General features: G+C 72.7%; 19 protein-coding genes and 1 pseudogene. 11 read left to right on the top strand and 9 right to left on the bottom strand.

Going from position 1 to position 18,975, the window contains the following annotated elements:
- The first annotated feature begins 13 nt into the window (after positions 1 to 13).
- Positions 14 to 871 (top strand): type I methionyl aminopeptidase, encoded by an 858-nt coding sequence (gene map / locus AB0L21_RS19520; protein WP_365785305.1) that lies wholly within the window; start codon positions 14 to 16, stop codon positions 869 to 871.
- Positions 872 to 966: 95 nt separating this feature from the next.
- Positions 967 to 1,614 (top strand): biliverdin-producing heme oxygenase, encoded by a 648-nt coding sequence (locus tag AB0L21_RS19515; protein WP_365785303.1) that lies wholly within the window; start codon positions 967 to 969, stop codon positions 1,612 to 1,614.
- Between the two features lie 84 nt (positions 1,615 to 1,698).
- On the opposite strand, the gene AB0L21_RS19510 is transcribed toward AB0L21_RS19515, so the two are convergent.
- Positions 1,699 to 2,388 (bottom strand): PhzF family phenazine biosynthesis protein, encoded by a 690-nt coding sequence (locus tag AB0L21_RS19510; protein WP_365785301.1) that lies wholly within the window; start codon positions 2,386 to 2,388, stop codon positions 1,699 to 1,701.
- Between the two features lie 141 nt (positions 2,389 to 2,529).
- Here AB0L21_RS19510 and efeO point away from each other — a divergent pair, with 141 nt between their 5' ends.
- The 4 genes from efeO to AB0L21_RS19490 are packed head-to-tail and all read left to right on the top strand — an operon-like array spanning position 2,530 to position 6,763.
- A complete protein-coding gene (efeO, locus tag AB0L21_RS19505) occupies positions 2,530 to 3,666 on the top strand; it encodes an iron uptake system protein EfeO (RefSeq protein WP_365785299.1) in 1,137 nt (378 codons plus the stop codon).
- Positions 3,667 to 3,684: 18 nt separating this feature from the next.
- A complete protein-coding gene (gene efeB, locus AB0L21_RS19500) occupies positions 3,685 to 4,935 on the top strand; it encodes an iron uptake transporter deferrochelatase/peroxidase subunit (protein WP_365698486.1) in 1,251 nt (416 codons plus the stop codon).
- A 3-nt stretch (positions 4,936 to 4,938) separates the two neighbouring features.
- Positions 4,939 to 5,811 carry an iron uptake transporter permease EfeU gene (gene efeU, locus AB0L21_RS19495; protein WP_365698485.1) on the top strand — a complete coding sequence of 291 codons (873 nt, stop codon included), beginning with the start codon at positions 4,939 to 4,941 and terminating at the stop codon, positions 5,809 to 5,811.
- Positions 5,771 to 6,763, top strand: a complete 993-nt coding sequence (locus AB0L21_RS19490; RefSeq protein WP_365698484.1) for a hypothetical protein — start codon at positions 5,771 to 5,773, stop codon at positions 6,761 to 6,763. Before efeU ends, AB0L21_RS19490 begins: the two co-directional genes overlap by 41 nt.
- Positions 6,764 to 6,785: 22 nt before the next feature.
- On the opposite strand, the gene AB0L21_RS19485 is transcribed toward AB0L21_RS19490, so the two are convergent.
- The 5 genes from AB0L21_RS19485 to AB0L21_RS19465 all read right to left on the bottom strand — a co-directional run bounded on the left by AB0L21_RS19485 (position 6,786) and on the right by AB0L21_RS19465 (position 11,776).
- Positions 6,786 to 7,526: a bifunctional DNA primase/polymerase gene (locus tag AB0L21_RS19485; RefSeq protein ID WP_365785297.1), complete on the bottom strand. Its 741-nt coding sequence runs from the start codon at positions 7,524 to 7,526 to the stop codon at positions 6,786 to 6,788.
- Positions 7,527 to 7,654: 128 nt separating this feature from the next.
- Positions 7,655 to 8,269, bottom strand: a complete 615-nt coding sequence (locus AB0L21_RS19480; protein WP_365698482.1) for a TetR/AcrR family transcriptional regulator — start codon at positions 8,267 to 8,269, stop codon at positions 7,655 to 7,657.
- 43 nt (positions 8,270 to 8,312) lie between these two features.
- The gene (locus AB0L21_RS19475; RefSeq protein WP_365698481.1) at positions 8,313 to 9,290 is read right to left on the bottom strand and encodes a small ribosomal subunit Rsm22 family protein; all 978 of its coding nucleotides are present in this window, start codon (positions 9,288 to 9,290) and stop codon (positions 8,313 to 8,315) included.
- Positions 9,291 to 9,347: 57 nt separating this feature from the next.
- On the bottom strand, positions 9,348 to 10,529 hold the full coding sequence (locus AB0L21_RS19470) for a serine hydrolase domain-containing protein (RefSeq protein WP_365698480.1): 1,182 nt from the start codon (positions 10,527 to 10,529) through the stop codon (positions 9,348 to 9,350).
- On the bottom strand, positions 10,469 to 11,776 hold the full coding sequence (locus AB0L21_RS19465) for a multidrug effflux MFS transporter (RefSeq protein ID WP_365785295.1): 1,308 nt from the start codon (positions 11,774 to 11,776) through the stop codon (positions 10,469 to 10,471). The genes AB0L21_RS19470 and AB0L21_RS19465 overlap by 61 nt, the downstream gene beginning before the upstream one ends.
- A 104-nt stretch (positions 11,777 to 11,880) precedes the next feature.
- Here AB0L21_RS19465 and AB0L21_RS19460 point away from each other — a divergent pair, with 104 nt between their 5' ends.
- Both AB0L21_RS19460 and AB0L21_RS19455 read left to right on the top strand, forming a co-directional pair.
- Positions 11,881 to 12,912 carry a Gfo/Idh/MocA family oxidoreductase gene (locus AB0L21_RS19460; RefSeq protein ID WP_365698478.1) on the top strand — a complete coding sequence of 344 codons (1,032 nt, stop codon included), beginning with the start codon at positions 11,881 to 11,883 and terminating at the stop codon, positions 12,910 to 12,912.
- A 56-nt stretch (positions 12,913 to 12,968) separates the two neighbouring features.
- The gene (locus AB0L21_RS19455; RefSeq protein WP_365785293.1) at positions 12,969 to 13,727 is read left to right on the top strand and encodes an SDR family oxidoreductase; all 759 of its coding nucleotides are present in this window, start codon (positions 12,969 to 12,971) and stop codon (positions 13,725 to 13,727) included.
- Positions 13,728 to 14,001: 274 nt separating this feature from the next.
- Here AB0L21_RS19455 and AB0L21_RS19450 read toward each other — a convergent pair whose 3' ends face one another.
- From AB0L21_RS19450 to AB0L21_RS19440, 3 genes and pseudogenes are all read right to left on the bottom strand, one after another.
- Positions 14,002 to 15,189, bottom strand: a complete 1,188-nt coding sequence (locus tag AB0L21_RS19450) for a serine hydrolase (protein ID WP_365698476.1) — start codon at positions 15,187 to 15,189, stop codon at positions 14,002 to 14,004.
- A gap of 135 nt (positions 15,190 to 15,324) precedes the next feature.
- Positions 15,325 to 16,305, bottom strand: a complete 981-nt coding sequence (locus tag AB0L21_RS19445; RefSeq protein WP_365785291.1) for an aldo/keto reductase — start codon at positions 16,303 to 16,305, stop codon at positions 15,325 to 15,327.
- Positions 16,306 to 16,409: 104 nt separating this feature from the next.
- A pseudogene (locus AB0L21_RS19440) lies at positions 16,410 to 16,631 on the bottom strand (nuclear transport factor 2 family protein); the annotation flags it as partial.
- Positions 16,632 to 16,750: 119 nt separating this feature from the next.
- Between AB0L21_RS19440 and AB0L21_RS19435 the strand changes: the two are divergent.
- The 3 genes from AB0L21_RS19435 to AB0L21_RS19425 form a co-directional block, all read left to right on the top strand.
- Positions 16,751 to 17,296, top strand: coding sequence for a DoxX family protein (locus AB0L21_RS19435; protein ID WP_365698474.1), 546 nt, complete (start codon positions 16,751 to 16,753; stop codon positions 17,294 to 17,296).
- A 206-nt stretch (positions 17,297 to 17,502) separates the two neighbouring features.
- Positions 17,503 to 17,655, top strand: a complete 153-nt coding sequence (locus AB0L21_RS19430; RefSeq protein ID WP_365785289.1) for a hypothetical protein — start codon at positions 17,503 to 17,505, stop codon at positions 17,653 to 17,655.
- 421 nt (positions 17,656 to 18,076) lie between these two features.
- A partial coding sequence (locus tag AB0L21_RS19425) for a ribonucleotide reductase N-terminal alpha domain-containing protein (protein WP_365785418.1) occupies positions 18,077 to 18,975 on the top strand: 899 nt, incomplete at its 3' end.

The raw sequence follows: 18,975 nt of genomic DNA, 5'->3' as shown, positions 1-18,975 counted from the left end.
TAGACTCGCTTGCATGTCTGGCCAGTCGCTGCTCGTACCAGGGGAGCTGTCCCCCACCCGTCCGGTTCCCGGAAACATCCGCCGCCCCGAGTACGTCGGCAAGCCCGCGCCGGCGCCGTACACCGGGCCGGAGGTGCAGACCCCCGAGACCATCGAGGCGATGCGGATCGCCGGCCGTATCGCCGCGCGGGCGATGGCGGAGGCCGCGAAGCTCATCGCGCCGGGGGTCACCACGGACCAGCTGGACAAGGTCGCCCACGACTACATGTGCGACCACGGCGCCTACCCGTCGACGCTCGGCTACCGGGGTTTCCCGAAGTCGCTGTGCACCTCGGTCAACGAGGTCATCTGCCACGGCATCCCGGACTCGACGGTCCTCAGGGACGGCGACATCGTCAACCTGGACGTGACGGCGTACGTCGGCGGGGTGCACGGCGACAACAACGCCACCTACCTGGTCGGTGACGTGGACGAGGAGTCGCGGCTGCTGGTGGAGCGCACCCGCGAGGCGCTGAACCGGGCGATCAAGGCCGTGAAGCCCGGCCGGCAGATCAATGTCATCGGCCGGGTCATCGAGTCGTACGCCAAGCGGTTCGGCTACGGCGTGGTGCGGGACTTCACCGGGCACGGCATCAACACGTCGTTCCACTCCGGGCTGATCATCCCGCACTACGACAGCCCGCACGCGACGACCGTGATGCAGCCGGGGATGACGTTCACGATCGAGCCGATGCTGACGCTGGGCACGCATGAGTACGACATGTGGGACGACGGCTGGACGGTCGTGACGAAGGACCGCAAGCGGACCGCGCAGTTCGAGCACACGCTGGTGGTGACGGAGACCGGCGCGGAGATCCTGACCCTCCCCTGAGCGCCGCCCGACCTGCGGCGAGCCCGCTCCCTGCCGGGGCGGGCTTTCTCTTGTACGCTTTTACCGACAGGATGTCGGAAAAAGAGGACGTGCTCATGGACTCCTTCTCGTCCCTCATCCGCACCGCCTCGCACGAACAGCACGCGGCGGTGAGGACCTCGCCGTTCATGAGCGACCTCCTGGGCGGCCGGCTCGGCGTGGCGGCCTACGCGCGGTACACCGAACAACTCTGGTTCGTCTACGAGGCGTTGGAGACCACGGCCGGGCGGCTGACGGCGGATCCGGTGGCGGGCCCCTTCATCCGGCCCGAACTCTTCCGGCTGCCCGCGCTGGAGCGGGACCTGGCCCATCTGCGCGGCCCCAGCTGGCGGGCGGGCCTGAGCGCGCTGCCCGCGACCAGGGCGTACGCGGACCGGGTGCGGGAGTGCGCCGAGCGCTGGCCGGGCGGTTACGTCGCCCACCACTACACCCGGTACCTGGGCGATCTCTCCGGCGGGCAGATCATCCGGGACACGGCGGAGCGGACGTGGGGCTTCGCGAGGATGGGCGACGGAGTCCGCTTCTACGTCTTCGAGCGGATCGCCAACCCGGCCGCGTTCAAGCGGGGCTACCGCGAACTGCTGGACGGCATCGCGGTGGACGACCTGGAGAGGCAGCGGGTCGTGGCCGAGTGCGAGCGGGCGTTCACGCTCAACACGGCCGTCTTCCGGGCCCTGGGCGAGGAGTTCCGGCGGTCCGCCTGAGCCCTGCACGCCCGGGTCCCCCGCCGCGCGCGGGAGGGGACCGGGGCCGGATCGGCGCAGGTGGTCGCCCTGCGCGCACACGCGTCAGCGCTCCAGGTGGACCCGTCCGCCGACCTCGATCCATCCGTGCGGCTGGGGGGCGGTCAGGAGCTGCGAGCCCTTGCCCTGGGTGATGTTCAGCGCCCGGCCCAGCCGGTCGGTCAGCAGCAGCGCCGCCGCGCCGGTGGCCTCGTCCTCCTCGATGCCCCCGGTGCGAGCACCGGCTCCACCAAAGCGGCTGTCGCCGCGCTCATCGATGCGGCCGGGGAAGGCGCGGGCCCGGACGCGCCCGGCCGCCTCGTCCTCCCAGGCCCAGGCGTACAGCCACTCCCCGGGCGGCGGGACCTCCAGCGCGTCGACCTCGGCGGCGCTCGCGTACTGGCGCAGGGTGCGCGGGGGCACCCACTCCGGGCGGGCCTCGATCCAGGTGAACTCGCCGTCCAGGCGGGTCCCGACGACCCCGGCGGGGGTGACCAGTTCGGGCACGTCGAGCAGCCAGGCCGTGCCCACGCAGGGGTGACCGGCGAAGGGCAGGCGCAGGGTGGGGGTGTAGATGTCGATCACTCCGCGCTCGGGGTCGTCCACGAACACGGTCTCGCTGAAGCCGAGTTTGGCCGCCAGCGCCTGCCGGTCGCTCCGCTCGGGCAGCACCGAGCCGTCACGGACGACACCCAGCTCGTTGCCGTAGCCGCCGTTCGGCCCGCAGAAGACGCGGAGTACGTCGTAGTCAGTCACCGGGGAATTGAAACACCGCGACCCCGGCGACCGCTTTGTGATCTTTCTGTGAGAGCTGAATCACGGGAGGGAGGGGTATGGGTGAGGATAGCCTCATGTAAGTTAGGGCAGCCTCACCAGACCAGATCGCTTGGAGCCTGCATGCGCGCCGTCCGACTGACCGTCACCGCCGCCGCCACCGCGGCGGCTCTGACCGCCCTCTCGGCCTGCACCGCGAAAAGCGATGCCAAGGACGGTGACGCCATCCAGGTCACGGCCGCCGACTCGAAGTGCGAGACCTCCAGCACGTCCGTGCCGGCCGGCCAGGTCACGCTGAAGATCGAGAACAAGGGCTCGAAGGCGACCGAGGTCGAGATCCTGTTCCCGGACGACCGGATCGTCTCCGAGAAGGAGAACATCGGTCCGGGCACCAAGTACACCCTCACCGCCGAGGTGAAGGCCGGCTCGTACGAGATCGCCTGCCGGCCCGGCATGAAGGGCCACGGCGTCCGGCAGAAGCTGACCGTGACCGGCGGCGGCAGCACCGCCAAGCGCGACCCGAAGCTGGACACGGCCGTCGCCGACTACCGTCAGTACGCCCAGGACCAGGCCGACGAGACGCTGCCGAAGGCCGAGACCTTCGTGAAGGCGGTCAAGGACGGCGACCTGGAGGCCGCGAAGAAGGCCTACGGTCTCTCCCGCCTCGGCTGGGAGCGCACCGAGCCGGTCGCCGAGTCCTTCGGCGACATCGACCCGAAGGTCGACGTCCGCGAGGACGGCCTGGAGGCCGGCCAGAAGTGGACCGGCTGGCACCGGCTGGAGAAGGCCCTCTGGCAGGACAAGAAGATCGGCGCCGAGGAGAAGACCCTCGCCGACCAGCTGCTGACGGACCTCAAGGACTGGCAGGGCCGGGTCGGCAAGGCCGAGATCACCCCGACCTCCATGGCCAACGGCGCCAAGGAGCTGCTGGACGAGGTCGCCACCGGCAAGGTCACCGGCGAGGAGGACCGCTACGCCCACACCGACCTGGTCGACTTCAAGGGCAACGTCGAGGGCGCCCAGAAGGCGTACGAGCTGCTGAAGCCGGTCGCCGCGAAGAACGACCCGGCGCTCACCAAGGAACTCGACAAGCAGTTCGCCGCGCTGAACACGCTGCTCGACAAGTACCGGACGGACAAGACGTCCTACGACTTCGTCTCCTACGACAAGGTCACCAAGGACCAGCGCAAGGAGCTGTCGGACGCGGTCAACGCGCTCGCCGAGCCGCTGTCCAAGCTCGCCGCCGCGGTCGTGAAGTAAGCAAGGGGGGCAAGGGCGATGACCGAGACCCAGGGGACCAATCCGTCGCGCCGCGCGCTGATCGGCTGGGGCGGTGCCGGGCTCGCGCTCGGGGCCGCCGCGGCCGGCGGCGCCGTGGCGATGGCCAGGACGGGCAACGACATGGACCCGGCCGCCGCCGAGACCGGCGGCGCGGTGGAGTTCCACGGCGCCCACCAGGCCGGCATCGCCACGCCGGTGCAGGACCGGCTGCACTTCGCCGCCTTCGACGTGAAGACCGAGGACCGCGAAGAGTTCGTCCAGATGCTCAAGGACTGGACGGCGGCGGCCCGCCGGATGACCGCCGGGAAGGCCGTCGGCGAGGGCGCCTACGGCGGGCTCGCCGAGGCCCCGCCGGACGACACCGGTGAGGCGCTCGGGCTCAAGCCGTCCCGGCTGACGCTGACCATCGGGTTCGGGCCCTCCCTGTTCGACAAGTTCGGTCTGAAGGACCAGCGGCCCGAGGCCCTGGTCGACCTGCCCAAGTTCCCCGGCGACAACCTGGACAAGTCCCGCACCGGCGGCGACCTGTGCGTCCAGGCCTGCTCCGACGACCCGCAGGTCGCCGTGCACGCCATCCGCAACCTCGCCCGCATCGGCTTCGGCAAGGTCGCCATCCGCTGGTCCCAGCTCGGCTTCGGCAAGACCTCCTCGACCACCCCGGACGCGCAGACCCCGCGCAATCTGATGGGCTTCAAGGACGGCACCCGCAACATCGCGGGCACCGAGACCGACCGGCTGAAGAAGTTCGTGTGGGTCGGCGAGGAGGACGGGCCGGACTGGATGACCGGCGGGTCGTACCTGGTCGCCCGGCGCATCCGCATGAACATCGAGACCTGGGACCGCACCTCGCTCCAGGAGCAGGAGGACGTGTTCGGCCGGGACAAGCGCGAGGGCGCCCCGGTCGGCAAGGCCAAGGAGCACGACGAGCCGTTCCTGAAGGCGATGAAGCCCGACGCGCACGTGCGGCTCGCGCACCCCGACTCCAACAACGGGATCACCATCCTGCGCCGGGGCTACTCCTTCACCGACGGCACCGACGGCCTCGGCCGGCTCGACGCGGGCCTGTTCTTCCTCGCCTACCAGCGGGACGTGCGCAAGGGCTTCATCCCGCTCCAGCGCAACCTCGCCGCGCACGACGCGCTCAACGAGTACATCCAGCACGTGGGTTCGGCGGTCTTCGCGGTCCCGCCCGGCGTCCGGGACGCCGGCGACTGGTGGGGCCGCACGCTGTTCTCGAAGGGGGCGTAGCCCGTGTTCTCCAACTACCTGATCGGCCTGCGCGAGGGCCTTGAGGCGTCGCTCGTCGTCTGCATCCTGATCGCCTACCTGGTCAAGACCGGCCGCCGGGACGCCCTGCGGCCGATCTGGATCGGCATCGGCATCGCGATCGTCATCGCCATGGGCTTCGGCTGCGCCCTGGAGTTCGGCTCGCAGGAGCTGACGTTCCAGGCGCAGGAGGCGCTCGGCGGCTCCCTGTCGATCGTCGCCGTGGGCCTGGTGACCTGGATGGTGTTCTGGATGCGGCGCACCGCCCGGCACCTGAAGTCGGAGCTGCACGGCAAGCTGGACGCCGCCCTCGCCCTCGGCACGGGCGCGCTGGTCGCCACCGCGTTCCTCGCGGTCGGCCGGGAGGGCCTGGAGACCGCGCTGTTCGTGTGGGCGTCGGTGCACGCGGCGAGCGACGGCACCCCGCGCCCGCTGATCGGCGTCGCCCTCGGCCTCGCCACGGCCGTCCTCCTCGGCTGGCTCTTCTACCGGGGCGCCCTGAAGATCAACCTGGCCAAGTTCTTCACCTGGACCGGCGGGATGCTGGTCGTGGTCGCGGCGGGCGTGCTGGCGTACGGCTTCCACGACCTGCAGGAGGCCGACTGGGTCCCGGGCCTGGGCGACCTGGCCTTCGACATCAGCGGCGTCATCCCGCCGGACAGCTGGTACGGCACCCTGCTGAAGGGCGTGTTCAACTTCCAGCCGGACCCGACGGTCCTTCAGGTCACGGTGTGGGCGCTGTACCTGGTCCCGGTGCTCGCGCTGTTCCTCTCCCCGGTAGGGTTCGCCTCCGGGAAGGGGAAGGTGAAGGAGCCCGATGACCAGGGAACGCAGCCGTCGACGGCTTCGCAGGCGTGACCGGAACGCACTCATAGCGGCCTCGCTGACCGCTTTGTCGGTGACCGCGAGCGGATGCGTGGTGGTGCACGGAGAGCGGGTGGTGCTGCCCGCGGCCACCCGCGCCGAGGCCGCCAAGGCGCTCACCGCGTTCACGGACGCGTACAACAAGGCCGACAAGGCCTACGACAGCTCCCTGGACGCGCCCTACGTCACCGGTCCCCTCTCCGACATCGACTCCGCGCGGCTGAGGGCGGGGCACGTCAACAGCCCGTCGGGGAACGCGAACCACACCCCGCTGACCCTGACGGACGTGAAGATCACCATCCCGGAGAAGGCCGGCTGGCCCCGCTGGTTCGTCGCCGACGCCCACGGCAACAAGGGCGGGAACTTCCGCTGGGTGCTGGTCTTCACCCGGGGTGACCTCGGCGAGCGCTGGCAGGTGAGCTATCTGACGCTCATGGCCCCCGGCACCGTCCCCGCGTTCAAGACGGACAAGGACGGCTGGGCCGAGGCCGTCCCGGCCGACACCACGCAACTGGCCGTCCGCCCGGACGAGTTGAGCAAGACGTACGCGGACTACCTGAAGAACGGCGGGACGGCCTTCGCGGACGGCCGCGACACCAGCGGGCTGCGCGCGGACCGCGCGCAGGAGGCCAAGAAGCCCGGCCTGGTCCGGCAGTTCATCGACGAACCGCTCACCCACGGCGACTACGCGCCACTCGCGCTGCGCACGGCGGACGGCGGGGCGCTGGTGTTCTTCACCACGCACCACTACGAGAAGCAGACCGCCTACACGGGCGCCACCGTGCCGGTCCCGAACAAGGACGTGCAGGCCCTGATCAAGGGCGAGGTGAAGCAGTCCCTGACGCTGGAGTCGATCGCCAACCAGGCCGTGCTGGACCCGGCGGGCAGCGGCCCGGTGCGGATGCTGGGGCGGGTGCAGGGGCTGACGTCCGCGCAGGGCGCGTGAGGCGACGAGTCCCGCCGGGCGGTCAGTGGCGCAGGGGCCAGGCCGCGCCCTGGTGGCCGGTCTCGGTACCCGCGTGCCGGGCACAGGCGTCGGTGAGCGCCTCCAGCAGGCTCAGCGGGTCCGGCAGCGGATGTTCCGGGCCGCGCACCCAGCGCACCCGCTGGTCGGCGTCGCCGGGCAGCCGGGCGGGCGGTACGAGGACGTAGGAGCCCCGGCAGTGCCAGCGCAGCCCGGGGTGCTCGTCCATCGTCTCGGGGTGGCAGTCCAGCTCACAGGGCCACCACTCGTCCTCGTCCTCGGGGGTGCCGCGGGTGAGGGTGAAGAACAGCATGCGGCCGTCGTCGCTCTCGGCGACCGGGCCGACCTCGACGCCGGAGCCGAGCAGCCGGTCCAGCGCCTCGCGGCCGGCCTCCAGGGGCACGTCGAGCACGTCGTGCACCATGCCGGTGGCGGTGATGAAGTTCGCCGCCGGCTGGTGCCGGGCCCAGCGCTCGATCTGGGCGCGGTCGGTGGTGGACTGGGTCTGCCAGGCGAACGACACCGGGTGCCGGGCGGGGGTGGGACAGCCCACGCGGTCGCAGGAGCAGCGGAAGCCGTCGGCGGGGTGCGCGGCGGGGGCGAGGGGCAGGCCCGCGGCGGCGGCGGCGAGCAGCAGGGTCTCACGGCCGCTGTCGTCGGCGGCGGCCTCCTTCGGGCGGCGTCCGAGCAGCCACTGGGAGAGTTTGCCCTGCCGGCCGTTCCGGCCGCCGAACGTCGCGCTCATCTATCCCCTCGGTCTGGTGGTCGCCTCGCTGGTGTGCGGACAGCATGCCTCATCGTCCCATCTTCGCGTGCTTCGGGGGGTCGCCGCGGGCGAGTGGCCGACCGTCACCGGTGGGCGGGTGGGCGAATTCAGTGCGGGGCGATTCCGTGCAGGGCGTACTCGACGAGGGTGTCCGTGTACGCGTACGAGATCGGCCCGCTGCGTTGCAGCCAGCGCTGCGCGAGCGGGGAGACGAACAGCTCCAGCGCGATCCGGGGGTCGACGCCGGCTCGTACGGCCCCCGCGTCCTGGGCCGAGCGCAACCGGGCGACGTACAGCTGGAGCTGCGGTTCCAGCAGCTTGGTCACGACCTCGCGGCCGAGCTGCTCGTTGACCACCCCCTCCGCGGCCAGCGCCCGCGCCGGCGCCTCGAAGCGCGGGTCGAGCAGCTCGTCCACCGTGGCCCGCAGCACCGCCTTGAGGTCGGCGGCCAGGTCACCGGTGTCCGGGACGGCGTCGACCTCCTGCCCCGCCGCCCGGGCCGCCTGCTCGGCGAGGTCCAGGAAGGCCTCCAGCAGGACGTCCGCCTTGGACGACCACCAGCGGTAGATGGTCTGCTTGCCGACCCCGGCCCGCGCGGCGATGGCCTCGACGGTGGTCTTCGGGTACCCGACCTCCCCGACCAGGGAGAGCGCGGCGGCGTAGATGGCCCGGCGGGACTTCTCGCTGCGGCGGGTGGCGTCGGGGGCGGGCTTGCTGACCATGGGGTCGAAAGTAACAAGCGGCGAGGGCGGGCTACCACACGCGTCAGGGCGCGGAGTCGTACGGCGGCCAGGCGTCGCCCCAGTCCGCGTCCCGGGCCGCCTTGTACAGGTCGCCGTGGCGCTTGGTGACCGTCGTCCGGCGCAGCCGCTCCTCGGCCTCGCACAGGTCGAGCAGCACCTGGCCCTTGCGGATCTGCGGGCGCCGGACCACCCGGGCGGGGGCCGGCTCGGCGGGCAGCCGGGTGGCGGCGACGTAGGAGAACTTCTCGTCCTCGTACGCCAGTGAGCCGCCCTTGACCTGGCGGTGCAGGGAGGAACGGCCGACGCGGGCGGAGAAGTGGCACCAGTCCGTGCCGGGCGCGATGGGGCAGGCGGCGCTGTGCGGGCAGGGGGCGGCGACGCGGAAGCCGGCCCGGATCAGCCGGTCGCGGGCCTCGATGACGCGCGCGTAGCCGGCCGGGGTGCCGGCCTCGACGATCACGACGGTCCGCGCGGCGCCGGCGGCGGCGTCGACGAGGGCGGCGCGGTCGGCCTCGGCGAGTTCGTTGAGGACGTACGACACCGTGACCAGGTCGGTGGCGTCCAGGGTGAGGTCCTCGCCGATCCGGGCGCGCTGCCAGCGGGCGTCCTTCAGGGCCGGGTTGGCGGCGGCGATCCGCCGGCCGAGGGCGAGGGCGGGTTCGGCCCAGTCCAGCACGGTGACGCTGCGCTCGCCGGGCCAGGTGGCGGTGACGGCCCAGGTGGCGGCGCCGGTGCCGCCGCCGACGTCGACATGGCTGCCGGGGGTCCAGTCGGGGACGGTCGCCGCGAACGCCTCCAGCGCGGAGTGGACGGCCTCGAAGGTGGCGGGCATCCGGTAGGCGGCGTACGCGGCCACGTCGGCTCGGTCGCGGAGGATCGGCGCGTGGGTCGGGGTGTCGCCGCGGTAGTTGGCGATCAGCCGGTCCACGGCGGCGGTGACCTCCGTGGGGGGCAGGCCGTCGAGCAGCTCGGCCAGGGCTGTGCGGAGGGGGTCGTTCACCTGGCGATTCTACGGCGCCGGGCGCCGGCGCCCACCCACCGCCCGGCGCGGTGGGCTTCAGATCACCGCTCTCGCCAAGTGGGTCGCCAGCCTCGCCCGGGGGCCGCTGTCCGGTGTGCGGCGTTTCGGGTGGACCGTGTTGGCCAGGATGACCAGGAAGGTGTCGGTCGCCCGGTCCAGGATCAGGGCCGTGCCGGTGAAGCCCGTGTGGCCCGCCGCGCCGCGGCCCGCCAGTTCGCCCATGAACCACGGCTGGTCCAGGTGGAAGCCCAGGCCGGGCGGGGTGAACAGCAGCTCCACGAAATCGGGGCCGAGGATGCGCGCGGGGCCGTAGGAGCCGCCCGCGAGCAGGGCGCGGCAGAAGACGGCCAGGTCCGGTGCGGTGGAGAAGAGGCCCGCGTGGCCGGCGACCCCGCCGAGCGCCCAGGCGTTCTCGTCGTGGACCACGCCCCGCAGCATCCCCCGGTCGGCCTTGGCCCACGGCCGTCGCTGGTCCTCGGTGGCCGCGGCGCCGGGGCAGGGCCCGAACGCGGTGGCGGTCATGCCGAGCGGCCGGGTGATGCAGTCCCGCACGAGGACGTCGAGGGTGCGCCCGGTGACGCGCTCCAGCAGGAACTGGAGCAGGAGCATGTTCAGGTCCGAGTACAGGTACCGGTCCGGCTCGCCGGACGGGGCCTCGGCGCGCAGCAGGTCGAGACGGGTGGCGTCGTCGGGGCAGTCGTACAGGGGCAGTTCGGGGCGCAGGCCGGAGGTGTGGGTGAGCAGCTGCCGCACCGTGATGCCGTGCGCGGCGGCGCCGTGGAAGTCGGGCAGGTAGTCGCCGACGCGGGCGTCCATGCCGAGGGTGCCGCGCTCGATCTGCTGCACGGCGGCGACGGACGTGAACAGTTTGGTGAGGGACGCCAGGTCGAAGGGCGTGCCGACGGTGGCCGGGACCCGGGCGGCCGGCGGCAGTTCCACTGCGGTGCCGGTCTCGGGGTCGTGGGCGGCGTACCGCACGGCCCAGCCCGCGGCCTCGGCCACGGCGATCACGGGTCCGCGGCCGGCCAGCACGACGGCGCCGGACGCCCAGGGGCGCTCGCCGGCGGTGAGGGCGTGCACCTCGTCGACCAGGTGCCCGAGTTCGACGGGGTCGAGCCCGGCCCGTTCCGCTGTGCCGGCGCGCAGTCTCGGTGCGCTCAGCTCTCGTCTCCCTCCGACCCGGCACGGGTGGTCCCCCGTGTCGCCCAGGGACGGCACATTCCCACGAAGCAGGCCACGGCGACCAGTGCTCCGGCCAGCTGGACGACGGCCATCGGGACGGCGGTGTGCTCCCCGGCGACGCCGACGAGGGGGGAGGCGACCGCGCCGACGAGGAAGGAGGAGGTGCCGAGCAGCGCGGAGGCGGAGCCGGCGGCGTGCCGGGTGCGCAGCAGGGCGAGGGTCTGGGCGTTGGGCAGGGTGACGCCCATCGCGGACATCAGGACGAAGAGGGCGGCGGCGACGGGGACGAGGCCGGTGTCGCCGAAGACGCCGGTGGCCATCAGCAGCAGGGCGGTGGCGGCGAGCACGATGACCGCCAGGCCGCCGGCGAGCACCTTGTCCAGGCTGACCCGGCCGACCAGCACCTTGCCGTTGAACTGGCCGGCGGCCACCAGGCCGACGGAGTTGAGGCCGAACAGCAGGCTGAAGGTCTGCGGGGAGGCGCCGTAGATCTCCTGGACGACGAAGGGGGACGCGCTCACGTAGGCGAACAGCGCGGCGAAGGCGAAGCCGCCGGCGAGCATGTAGCCGGTGAAGGGCAGGTCGGCGAGGAGGCCGCGCATCGCCCGCAGGGCCTCGCCCGTTCCGCCGCTGTGCCGTTGCCCCGGCGGCAGGGTCTCCGGCAGCCGCACCCAGACCAGCGCGGTGAGCGCGGCGCCGACCACCGTGAGCACCACGAAGACGCCCCGCCAGTCCGTCACCCGGAGGATCTGTCCGCCGACGAGCGGCGCGACGATGGGGGCGGCCCCGGAGATCAGCATGAGGGTGGAGAAGAAGCGGGCCATGGCGACGCCGTCGTACAGGTCGCGTACGACGGCCCGGGCGATGACCACCCCGGCAGCGCCGGCGAGGCCCTGCACCAGCCGGAAGGCGATCAGCGTCTCGACGGTGGGCGCGAGGGCGCACAGGGCGGTGGCGGCCAGGTAGACGGCGAGTCCGACGAGCAGCGGGCGGCGCCTGCCCCAGCGGTCGCTGAGGGGGCCGACGACCAGCTGGCCGAGGGCGAGTCCGGCCATGCAGGCGGTGAGGGTGAGCTGGACGGTGACGGCGGGGGCACGCAGGGAGCGGGTGACCTCCGGCAGCGACGGCAGGTACATGTCCATCGCGAGCGGGGTGGTCGCGGTGAGGCCGCCGAGGAGGAAGGTGACGAGCGGGCCGGTGCCGCGCGGCGCGCGGGCCGGTGACGGTGCGGAGATGGACTGCTGGTCCTGTTCCGGTGTCGGTGCCGCGGCGTGGTCCGGCATGTGTCCCTCCCTGCTTCTCTGACATCGGTGTCGCTGACACGACCGGCACCTATGCTCTCAGCTCGTACACCATGCCGGGGAACGGATGAGCGAGGGCGGCGGGGATGGCGGGAGAGAGCGTGCGGTGGGGGATCCTGGCGACGGGCGGGATCGCGGCGGCGTTCGCGGCGGATCTGGTCGATCTGCGAGGGGCGGAGATCGTGGCGGTGGCGTCGCGCCGGCGGGAGTCGGCGGAGGCGTTCGCCGAGCGGTTCGGGGTGGAGCGGGCGTACGGCGACTGGGAGTCGCTGGCGGCGGACCCGGACGTCGACGTCGTGTACGTCGCCACTCCGCACGCGGCGCACCGGGCGGCGGCCGGGCTGTGCCTGGAGGCGGGCCGGAACGTGCTGTGCGAGAAGCCGTTCACGCTGAACCTGCGGGAGGCGGAGGAACTCGTCGCGCTGGCGCGGGAGCACGACCGCTTCCTGATGGAGGCGATGTGGATGTACTGCAACCCGCTGGTCCGGCGGCTGAAGGCGCTGGTGGAGGACGGGGCGATCGGCGAGGTGCGGACCGTGCACGCCGACTTCGGCCTGGCCGGTCCCTTCCCGGCGGCGCACCGGCTGCGGGATCCGGCGCTGGGCGGCGGGGCGCTGCTGGACCTGGGCGTGTACCCGGTGTCGTTCGCGCAGCTGCTGCTGGGCGAGCCGGACGGGGTCGCGGCGAGCGCGGTGCTGTCGCCCGAGGGCGTCGATCTCCAGACGGGCGCGGTGCTGTCCTGGGAGAGCGGCGCGCTGGCCTCGCTGCACTGCTCGATCGTCGGGGGTACGGCGGTCACCGCGTCGGTCACCGGTTCGCGCGGCCGGATCGACATCCCGTCCGGTTTCTTCCATCCCGATCGGTTCGTTCTGCACCGGGACGGCCGTGACCCCGAGGAGTTCGCCGCCGATCCGGCCGATGGTCCGCGCACCAGCCTGCGGCACGAGGCGGCGGAGGTCATGCGGGCGCTGCGGGCGGGCGAGAAGGAGTCGCCGCTGGTGCCGCTGGAGGGCACGCTCGCGGTGATGCGGACGCTGGACGCGGTGCGGGAGCGGATCGGGGTGCGCTACCCCGGGGAGGAGACGGCGGGTGACGAGGTGGCCGTCCTCGCCGGATAACCGTATGGCGGACAGTGGATTCCGCATGGCGGACTTCCCGCCTACGCTGCGGAACCATGACTGACAGGCAATCGAACATCGCGGTGGTGACCGGGGCCGGCTCCGGCATCGGGCGGGCCGTCGCCGTGGAACTGCTGCGCGCCGGCTGGTCGGTGACGCTGGCCGGCCGGCGCGCGGAGCCGCTGGCCGGGACGGCGGCGCTGGCGCCGGGGGCGGCCTCGCTCACCGTACCCACCGACGTGTCACGGCCCGACGACGTCGAGGCGCTGTTCACGGCGACCGTGGACCGTTTCGGCCGGGTGGACCTGCTGTTCAACAACGCGGGGACCTTCGGGCCCGGCGGGGTCCCGGTCGAGGAACTGCCGTACGACGCCTGGCGGCACGTGGTGGACACCAACCTCAACGGCGCGTTCCTGTGCGCCCAGGCGGCCTACCGGCGGATGAAGGAGCAGCACCCGCAGGGCGGCCGGATCATCAACAACGGCTCCGTCTCGGCCCACACGCCCCGCCCGCACTCGGTCGCCTACACCGCGACCAAGCACGCGCTGACCGGCCTGACCAAGTCGCTGTCCCTGGACGGGCGGCCGTACCGCATCGCGGTCGGGCAGATCGACATCGGCAACGCGGCGACGGACATGACGGCCCGGATGCGGACGGGCGCGCTCCAGGCCAACGGGGAGGTGACCCCGGAACCGGTGATGGACGTGGCCGATGCGGCGCGTACGGTGCGGCACATGGCGGAGCTGCCGCTGGAGGCGAACGTGCAGTTCGCGACGGTGCTGGCGACGGCGATGCCGTACATCGGGCGGGGCTGAGGCGCGCTTTCCCCGCCGCCGCAAGCGGAATTTGAACATCCGTGCCATTGCGGCCAGTCGGTGACATGTGCTCAACTTTTCTCCACCAGAGCTTCACACATGGAGCACACAGGTTCCGCGGCCACTGCGAGGGGGGAGGCGGCGGCCGTTCCACCGGACCGGAGTTGGGGGTGGACCTCGCGGCGCACCGCGGGGTACACGCCGGCCGCTGGAACGGCCGCCGCCACATACCGCCGTACGGCCGGCCCGGCGGCGGGGCGGACGGTACGACCGCTCAGCGCCGGTGCCCGCTCCCCGTCTCCGCTTCCCCGCCCGCCGGTGTCCCCGTCGTCCGTGCCCGGCGCCTGCGCAGGGTCCAGGCACCCGCTCCCAGCAGCGCGAGCGCCCCGGCGGCACCCTCCGCGATCCGCCACGCCGAGCCGTCCCCGGACGCCGGGCCGGGTGCGCCGGCCGCCGCCTGCACCGTCTTCCGCGCGGGTGCCGGGGTCGCGCTCGCCCCGCCCGCGCTGAGCGGTTCGACCAGCGTGCCCACCGGCTGGGCCGAACGCCCGTGGGTGAAGCCCCAGTCGAGCAGCGCGGCGGTGTGCTCGTAGACGGCGTTGCCGCCCGCGTCGGGGTGCATCACGGTGACCAGCAGGGTACGTCCGCCCCGGGTGGCCGCACCGGTGAAGGTGTTGCCGGCATGGCTGGTGTAGCCGTTCTTGACACCGATCAGGCCGTCGTAGGTCTTCAGACCCCATGCGCCGGTCAGCAGACGGTCGGTGTTCTGGATCTGGAAGGTCTTCTTCCCACCCGCCGGGAAGTCCGCGGTCCGCGTGCCGCAGTAGGCACGGAAGTCGGGGTCCTTCAGGCCGTGGCGGGCGAAGAGCGTGAGGTCGTACGCCGAGGAGAGCTGCCCCTTGTGGTCGAAGCCGTCGGGGCTGACCACATGGGTGTCCAGGGCCTGCAGGTCCGCCGCCTTGGCCTGCATCTCGGCGACCGTCCTGGCGATGCCGCCGTTCATGTGGGACAGCACGTGCACGGCGTCGTTGCCCGAGCGCAGGAACACCCCCTGCCACAGCTGCTCGACGGTGTAGGTGATGCCGGGCCTGATGCCGACGAGGCTGGAGCCGGCCGGGACGTCGGCGAGGTCGGCGTCGGTGACCTTGTACCGCTCGGTGCGGTCGAACTTCTTCAGCACGGTGTCCGCGAACAGCATCTTCAGCGTGGACGCGGGCGCGAGCCGCCGGTGCGCGTGGAACGCGGCGAGCACCTCCCCGCTCTCGCAGTCGGCGACCAGCCAGGAGCGGGCGGTGAGCTTCCTGGGCAGTCCGGTGGCGCCGCGCACCTGGACACCGGGGCGGGCCAGCCGCTCGCCGCCGATGACGGTCGTCGCGGCGGCGGAGGTGGCCGTGGACAGGGGAAGGGCGGCGGCCGTCAGCCCGAGGACGGCACGCCGGCTGAGCCGGGAACATTCACGCACCCGGGGACCGTACACCGCGTCGAGCAGGGACTTCCCGCCCCGAGGGCCGAGACGGCACGGAATTTGCCGCGTTATGAAAATCCGATGAGCTACCCCAGTTTCTCAGCCCCTTGCACACCTTTCACCCAGGGCCGCTCACCTGCCGAGCAAGCGGTCGATCTCGGCAAGCTGTGCCGCGGTGAGCGGTCCCTTCGCGAGCGCCCCGGCGTTCTCCTCGGCCTGCGCGACGGTCCGGAAGCCGGGGACGGGCACGGTGCGCGGGCTACGGGCCCACAGCCAGGCGAGGGCGCCCTGGGCGAGGCTGCGGCCGTCGGCGTTGAGGATGTCGCGGACCGCGTCGATCCGGGCCAGCCACGCGGGATCGGCGCCGGAGCCGTCGTCCGCGTACCCCGGGAGCCAGGCGGGCGGCCGGCTCCGGATGTCCCCGGCCTCCAACGACCCGCCGCGCCGCCCGGCGAGCAGTCCCATGGCGAGCGGGCTGCGGTCGACGCTCGCCAGCTCCAGCCGCTCGCACAACGCCACGAGTTCCGGTGCGTCCTGCAGGACGTTGAGCCTGTGCTGTACGGCCGTGCAGTGCGGGCCCTCGGCGAAGACGGCGGCCCGCGCGGGGTCGTCGGTGCTCCAGCCGTAGGCACGGACGAGCCCCTCGGCGACGAACTCCTCACAGGCGTCGCGCAGTTCGGCGGCCCGTGCCGGGTCGGCGTCGGAGATGTGGAGCTGGTACAGCTCGACGCGGTCGGTGCCGAGACGGCGCAGGGAGGCGGTGAGGGCCCGGCGGGCGTACTCCGGAGTCGCGTCGGTGCCGGTGAGGGTGCGGGTGTCCGCGTCGAAGACGTTGCCCCACTTGGTGGCGACGACGACGTCGTCCCGCCGCTTGCCGAGGGCCTTGCCGAGGATCTCCTCGCTGTGCCCGGTGCCGTAGGAGTCGGCGGTGTCGAAGAAGGTGACGCCCAGGTCGAGCGCCCGGCGGACGGCCCGTACCGACTCGTCGTCGTCCACCTTCCCCCAGCCGACGGGCTGCCCGTCGGCGGTCTGGTGCTCACCCCCGATGGCCCAGCACCCGAAACCGAGCGCGCTCACCTCGATGCCACTGCGTCCCAGCGTCCGTGTCGTCATGGGTGGGACGCTAGGAGCTGGAGTGCACGCGAACACAAGCCCCTGGAGGCGTTCTTCCACCTGGGCCTTCTGACGCCTGGGCCTCTCTTGGGGCTGGGCCTCTCTTACGCCTGCCCGGTCTCGAACCGCGAGATCCGCCCGTCGTCCTCGACGGTGAAGCTCCACCGGGTGCGCATCTCGCCCCAGGTGTCGTTGCGGTAGCGGGCGAGCAGGGTCCGCCCGCCGTCGGACTCGTTGTCGACCTCCATGTGGCCGTGGGAGGAGAAGACCTCCCGGTCGATCCAGTCGGCGAGGTCCCGGTCGGAGCCGTCGTCGGCCATGGTCGCTCACACCGCGCCGGCGGTCCCGCCACCCGAACGGCAGCCAGGACGGGCCGGGCGGCGTCGGCGGTGCGAGGGTGGGAACGCGGGAGGGGACCTGTCCGCCTGTCTGCTGGGGAGTCACCGTGACCTGTTACGACCGACGTGATCTGGGCCTGCTGCTGCTCCGGCTGAGCACCGGCGGGGTGCTGGCGGCCCACGGCGCGCAGAAGCTGTTCGGCTGGTTCGGCGGGCACGGGCTGGAGGGCACCGGCCAGTACATGGAGTCCATCGGCTACGCGCCCGGCAAGCTGAGCGCGACGGCGTCGGGCCTGGCGGAGGCGGGCGGCGGCACACTGCTGGCGCTGGGCCTCGCGACCCCGGCGGCCGGCGCGGCGGCGGCCGGCGGCATGGCCGGGGCGGCGGCCGTGCACCTGCCCCACGGCTTCTTCGCGCAGGAGGGCGGCTACGAGTACGCGGCGACCCTCGGCCTGGCCGCGGCCGGCCTCGCCGTCACCGGCCCGGGCCGGCTCTCCCTCGACCACGCCCTCGGCCACGTCTTCGACCGCGGCTGGATGGTCCCGGTCGCCCTCGGGGTGACCGCGGCGGCGACGGCCGTGATGGTGGGCGCCCGCAACCGCCGGGTACGGCAACAGGCGGAGGGCGAACAGGAGCCACTGTTCGAGGAGTGAGCCGACGGTTGTGCTGGGGGGCGGCGGTCGGCGCGTGGGCTGTGGGCGGGTGAGGGCGGCGGGCGGCGGCGCCGGGCACGGGCGGTGGCGGGCGGCGGGCGGCGCTTGAGGTGGGTGCGGCTGCGTGTGGCTGTGCCAGGCACAACGAGTTCATCGAACTTCCTGCCGGTTTCGGCCAGTTGCGCTCACCACGGGAGGCCCACCTGATGGGCAACCGGCTGCGCTCACTGCCGGACACGCTCGGCGGCCTGCGGGATGTGCGGCTGATGGACAACGAGGTGACGGCACTGCCACTGAGCATCGGCGAGCTGCGCCGGCTGCGCCACCTGGACCTGCGCGGCTGCCCCGTACTGACCTGACGCGCGGCCCCCTCGATGCGTGAAGGGGCTTCGCGAGGACGCCGAACGCACTGATGGCTTTCAGCCATCTTTGAGCTTCCGCCACTTTCACCCCGTGCGGCACAGCCCGCTTCCCGTCCGGCCACGACCCGGCCGCGCACCCTCCACGCGCGCCGCGGGAGAGTCCGCGGAGCCCTTGTCAGGCCTGGGCACAGAGCCCCGTTTTCGCTTGCTGTCCGAACAGCGAACACGCCACGGGACACTACATCTGGGGTCCGTTGCGGCGCGAGACACAAGATGTATGCTCCCACCTGATTTCGGCGACACCTGAGACGCCCACGGCACAGCGGGCCCCTCGGGCGCTGGCGTCTGCCTTTCCACGCCTTGCCACCCCTGTGTCCCGGGCCCCGTCCTCCACCCAACGAGGGAGCACCACGTGACCATGGCTCCGAGCCTTCCGGCCTCGCGCACCGAGGAGCACTTGCAGCGGGACCTGGAGCCCGCGCTGCTGCGGACGCTGTCCGAGCTGACCGCCGACCTGCCCGACGCCGACCCGGGCCGGGTCGCCGCCGCCGCGCTGCGCGGCCGGTCCGCTCGGGCCGACGAGGCGGAGCTGCGGGAGCTGGCCACGGAGGCCGCCGCCGGCCTGATCTCCGAGGACCCCGCCTACTCGAAGCTGGCCGCCCGGCTGCTGACGATCGGCATCCGCCGTGAGGTCGCCGCGCAGGGCGTGTCGTCCTTCACCGAGTCGGTCGCGCTCGGCCGGCGCGAGGGCCTTGTCGCCGCCGGCACGGCGGAGTTCGTCCATACCCACGCCGAACGGCTCGACGCCCTGGTCGAGTCCGCCGTGGCGGAGGGCGCCGACGACCGCTTCGGCTACTTCGGCCTGCGCACCCTGCACAGCCGCTACCTGCTGCGCCACCCGGTCACCCGCAAGGTGATCGAGACGCCCCAGCAGTTCATGCTGCGGGTCGCGAGCGGCCTGGCGGAGGACGACACCGAGCGGTCGGTCGACCAAGTGGCCGTGCTCTACCGCCTGATGAGCCGCCTGGACTACCTCCCGTCCTCGCCCACGCTCTTCAACTCCGGCACCCCGCATCCGCAGATGTCCGCGTGCTACCTGCTGGACTCCCCGCTGGACGAGCTGGACTCCCTCTACGACCGTTACCACCAGGTCGCCCGCCTCTCCAAGCACGCCGGCGGCATCGGCCTGTCCTACTCGCGCATCCGCTCCCGGGGCTCCTTCATCCGGGGGACGAACGGGCACTCCAACGGGATCGTGCCGTTCCTGAAGACCCTGGACGCCTCGGTGGCGGCGGTCAACCAGGGCGGCCGGCGCAA

This window comes from Streptomyces sp. NPDC052721, assembly GCF_040678315.1.
GTDB lineage: Bacteria > Actinomycetota > Actinomycetes > Streptomycetales > Streptomycetaceae > Streptomyces.
The sequence above is the reverse complement of the archived record's forward strand: the minus strand, read 5'-3'. Positions and strand labels throughout refer to the sequence as shown.

What these genes read in the sequence shown, in the direction of transcription:
- AB0L21_RS19515 (WP_365785303.1), top strand. Translation starts at nt 967, where the DNA reads ATGGACTCCTTCTCGTCCCTCATCCGCACCGCCTCGCACGAACAGCAC.
- AB0L21_RS19485 (WP_365785297.1), bottom strand. Translation starts at nt 7,526, where the DNA reads ATGAGCGCGACGTTCGGCGGCCGGAACGGCCGGCAGGGCAAACTCTCC.
- AB0L21_RS19490 (WP_365698484.1), top strand. Translation starts at nt 5,771, where the DNA reads ATGACCAGGGAACGCAGCCGTCGACGGCTTCGCAGGCGTGACCGGAAC.
- map (WP_365785305.1), top strand. Translation starts at nt 14, where the DNA reads ATGTCTGGCCAGTCGCTGCTCGTACCAGGGGAGCTGTCCCCCACCCGT.
- AB0L21_RS19445 (WP_365785291.1), bottom strand. Translation starts at nt 16,305, where the DNA reads ATGACGACACGGACGCTGGGACGCAGTGGCATCGAGGTGAGCGCGCTC.
- AB0L21_RS19460 (WP_365698478.1), top strand. Translation starts at nt 11,881, where the DNA reads ATGGCGGGAGAGAGCGTGCGGTGGGGGATCCTGGCGACGGGCGGGATC.
- AB0L21_RS19465 (WP_365785295.1), bottom strand. Translation starts at nt 11,776, where the DNA reads ATGCCGGACCACGCCGCGGCACCGACACCGGAACAGGACCAGCAGTCC.
- efeO (WP_365785299.1), top strand. Translation starts at nt 2,530, where the DNA reads ATGCGCGCCGTCCGACTGACCGTCACCGCCGCCGCCACCGCGGCGGCT.
- AB0L21_RS19430 (WP_365785289.1), top strand. Translation starts at nt 17,503, where the DNA reads ATGGGCAACCGGCTGCGCTCACTGCCGGACACGCTCGGCGGCCTGCGG.
- AB0L21_RS19480 (WP_365698482.1), bottom strand. Translation starts at nt 8,269, where the DNA reads ATGGTCAGCAAGCCCGCCCCCGACGCCACCCGCCGCAGCGAGAAGTCC.
- efeB (WP_365698486.1), top strand. Translation starts at nt 3,685, where the DNA reads ATGACCGAGACCCAGGGGACCAATCCGTCGCGCCGCGCGCTGATCGGC.
- AB0L21_RS19455 (WP_365785293.1), top strand. Translation starts at nt 12,969, where the DNA reads ATGACTGACAGGCAATCGAACATCGCGGTGGTGACCGGGGCCGGCTCC.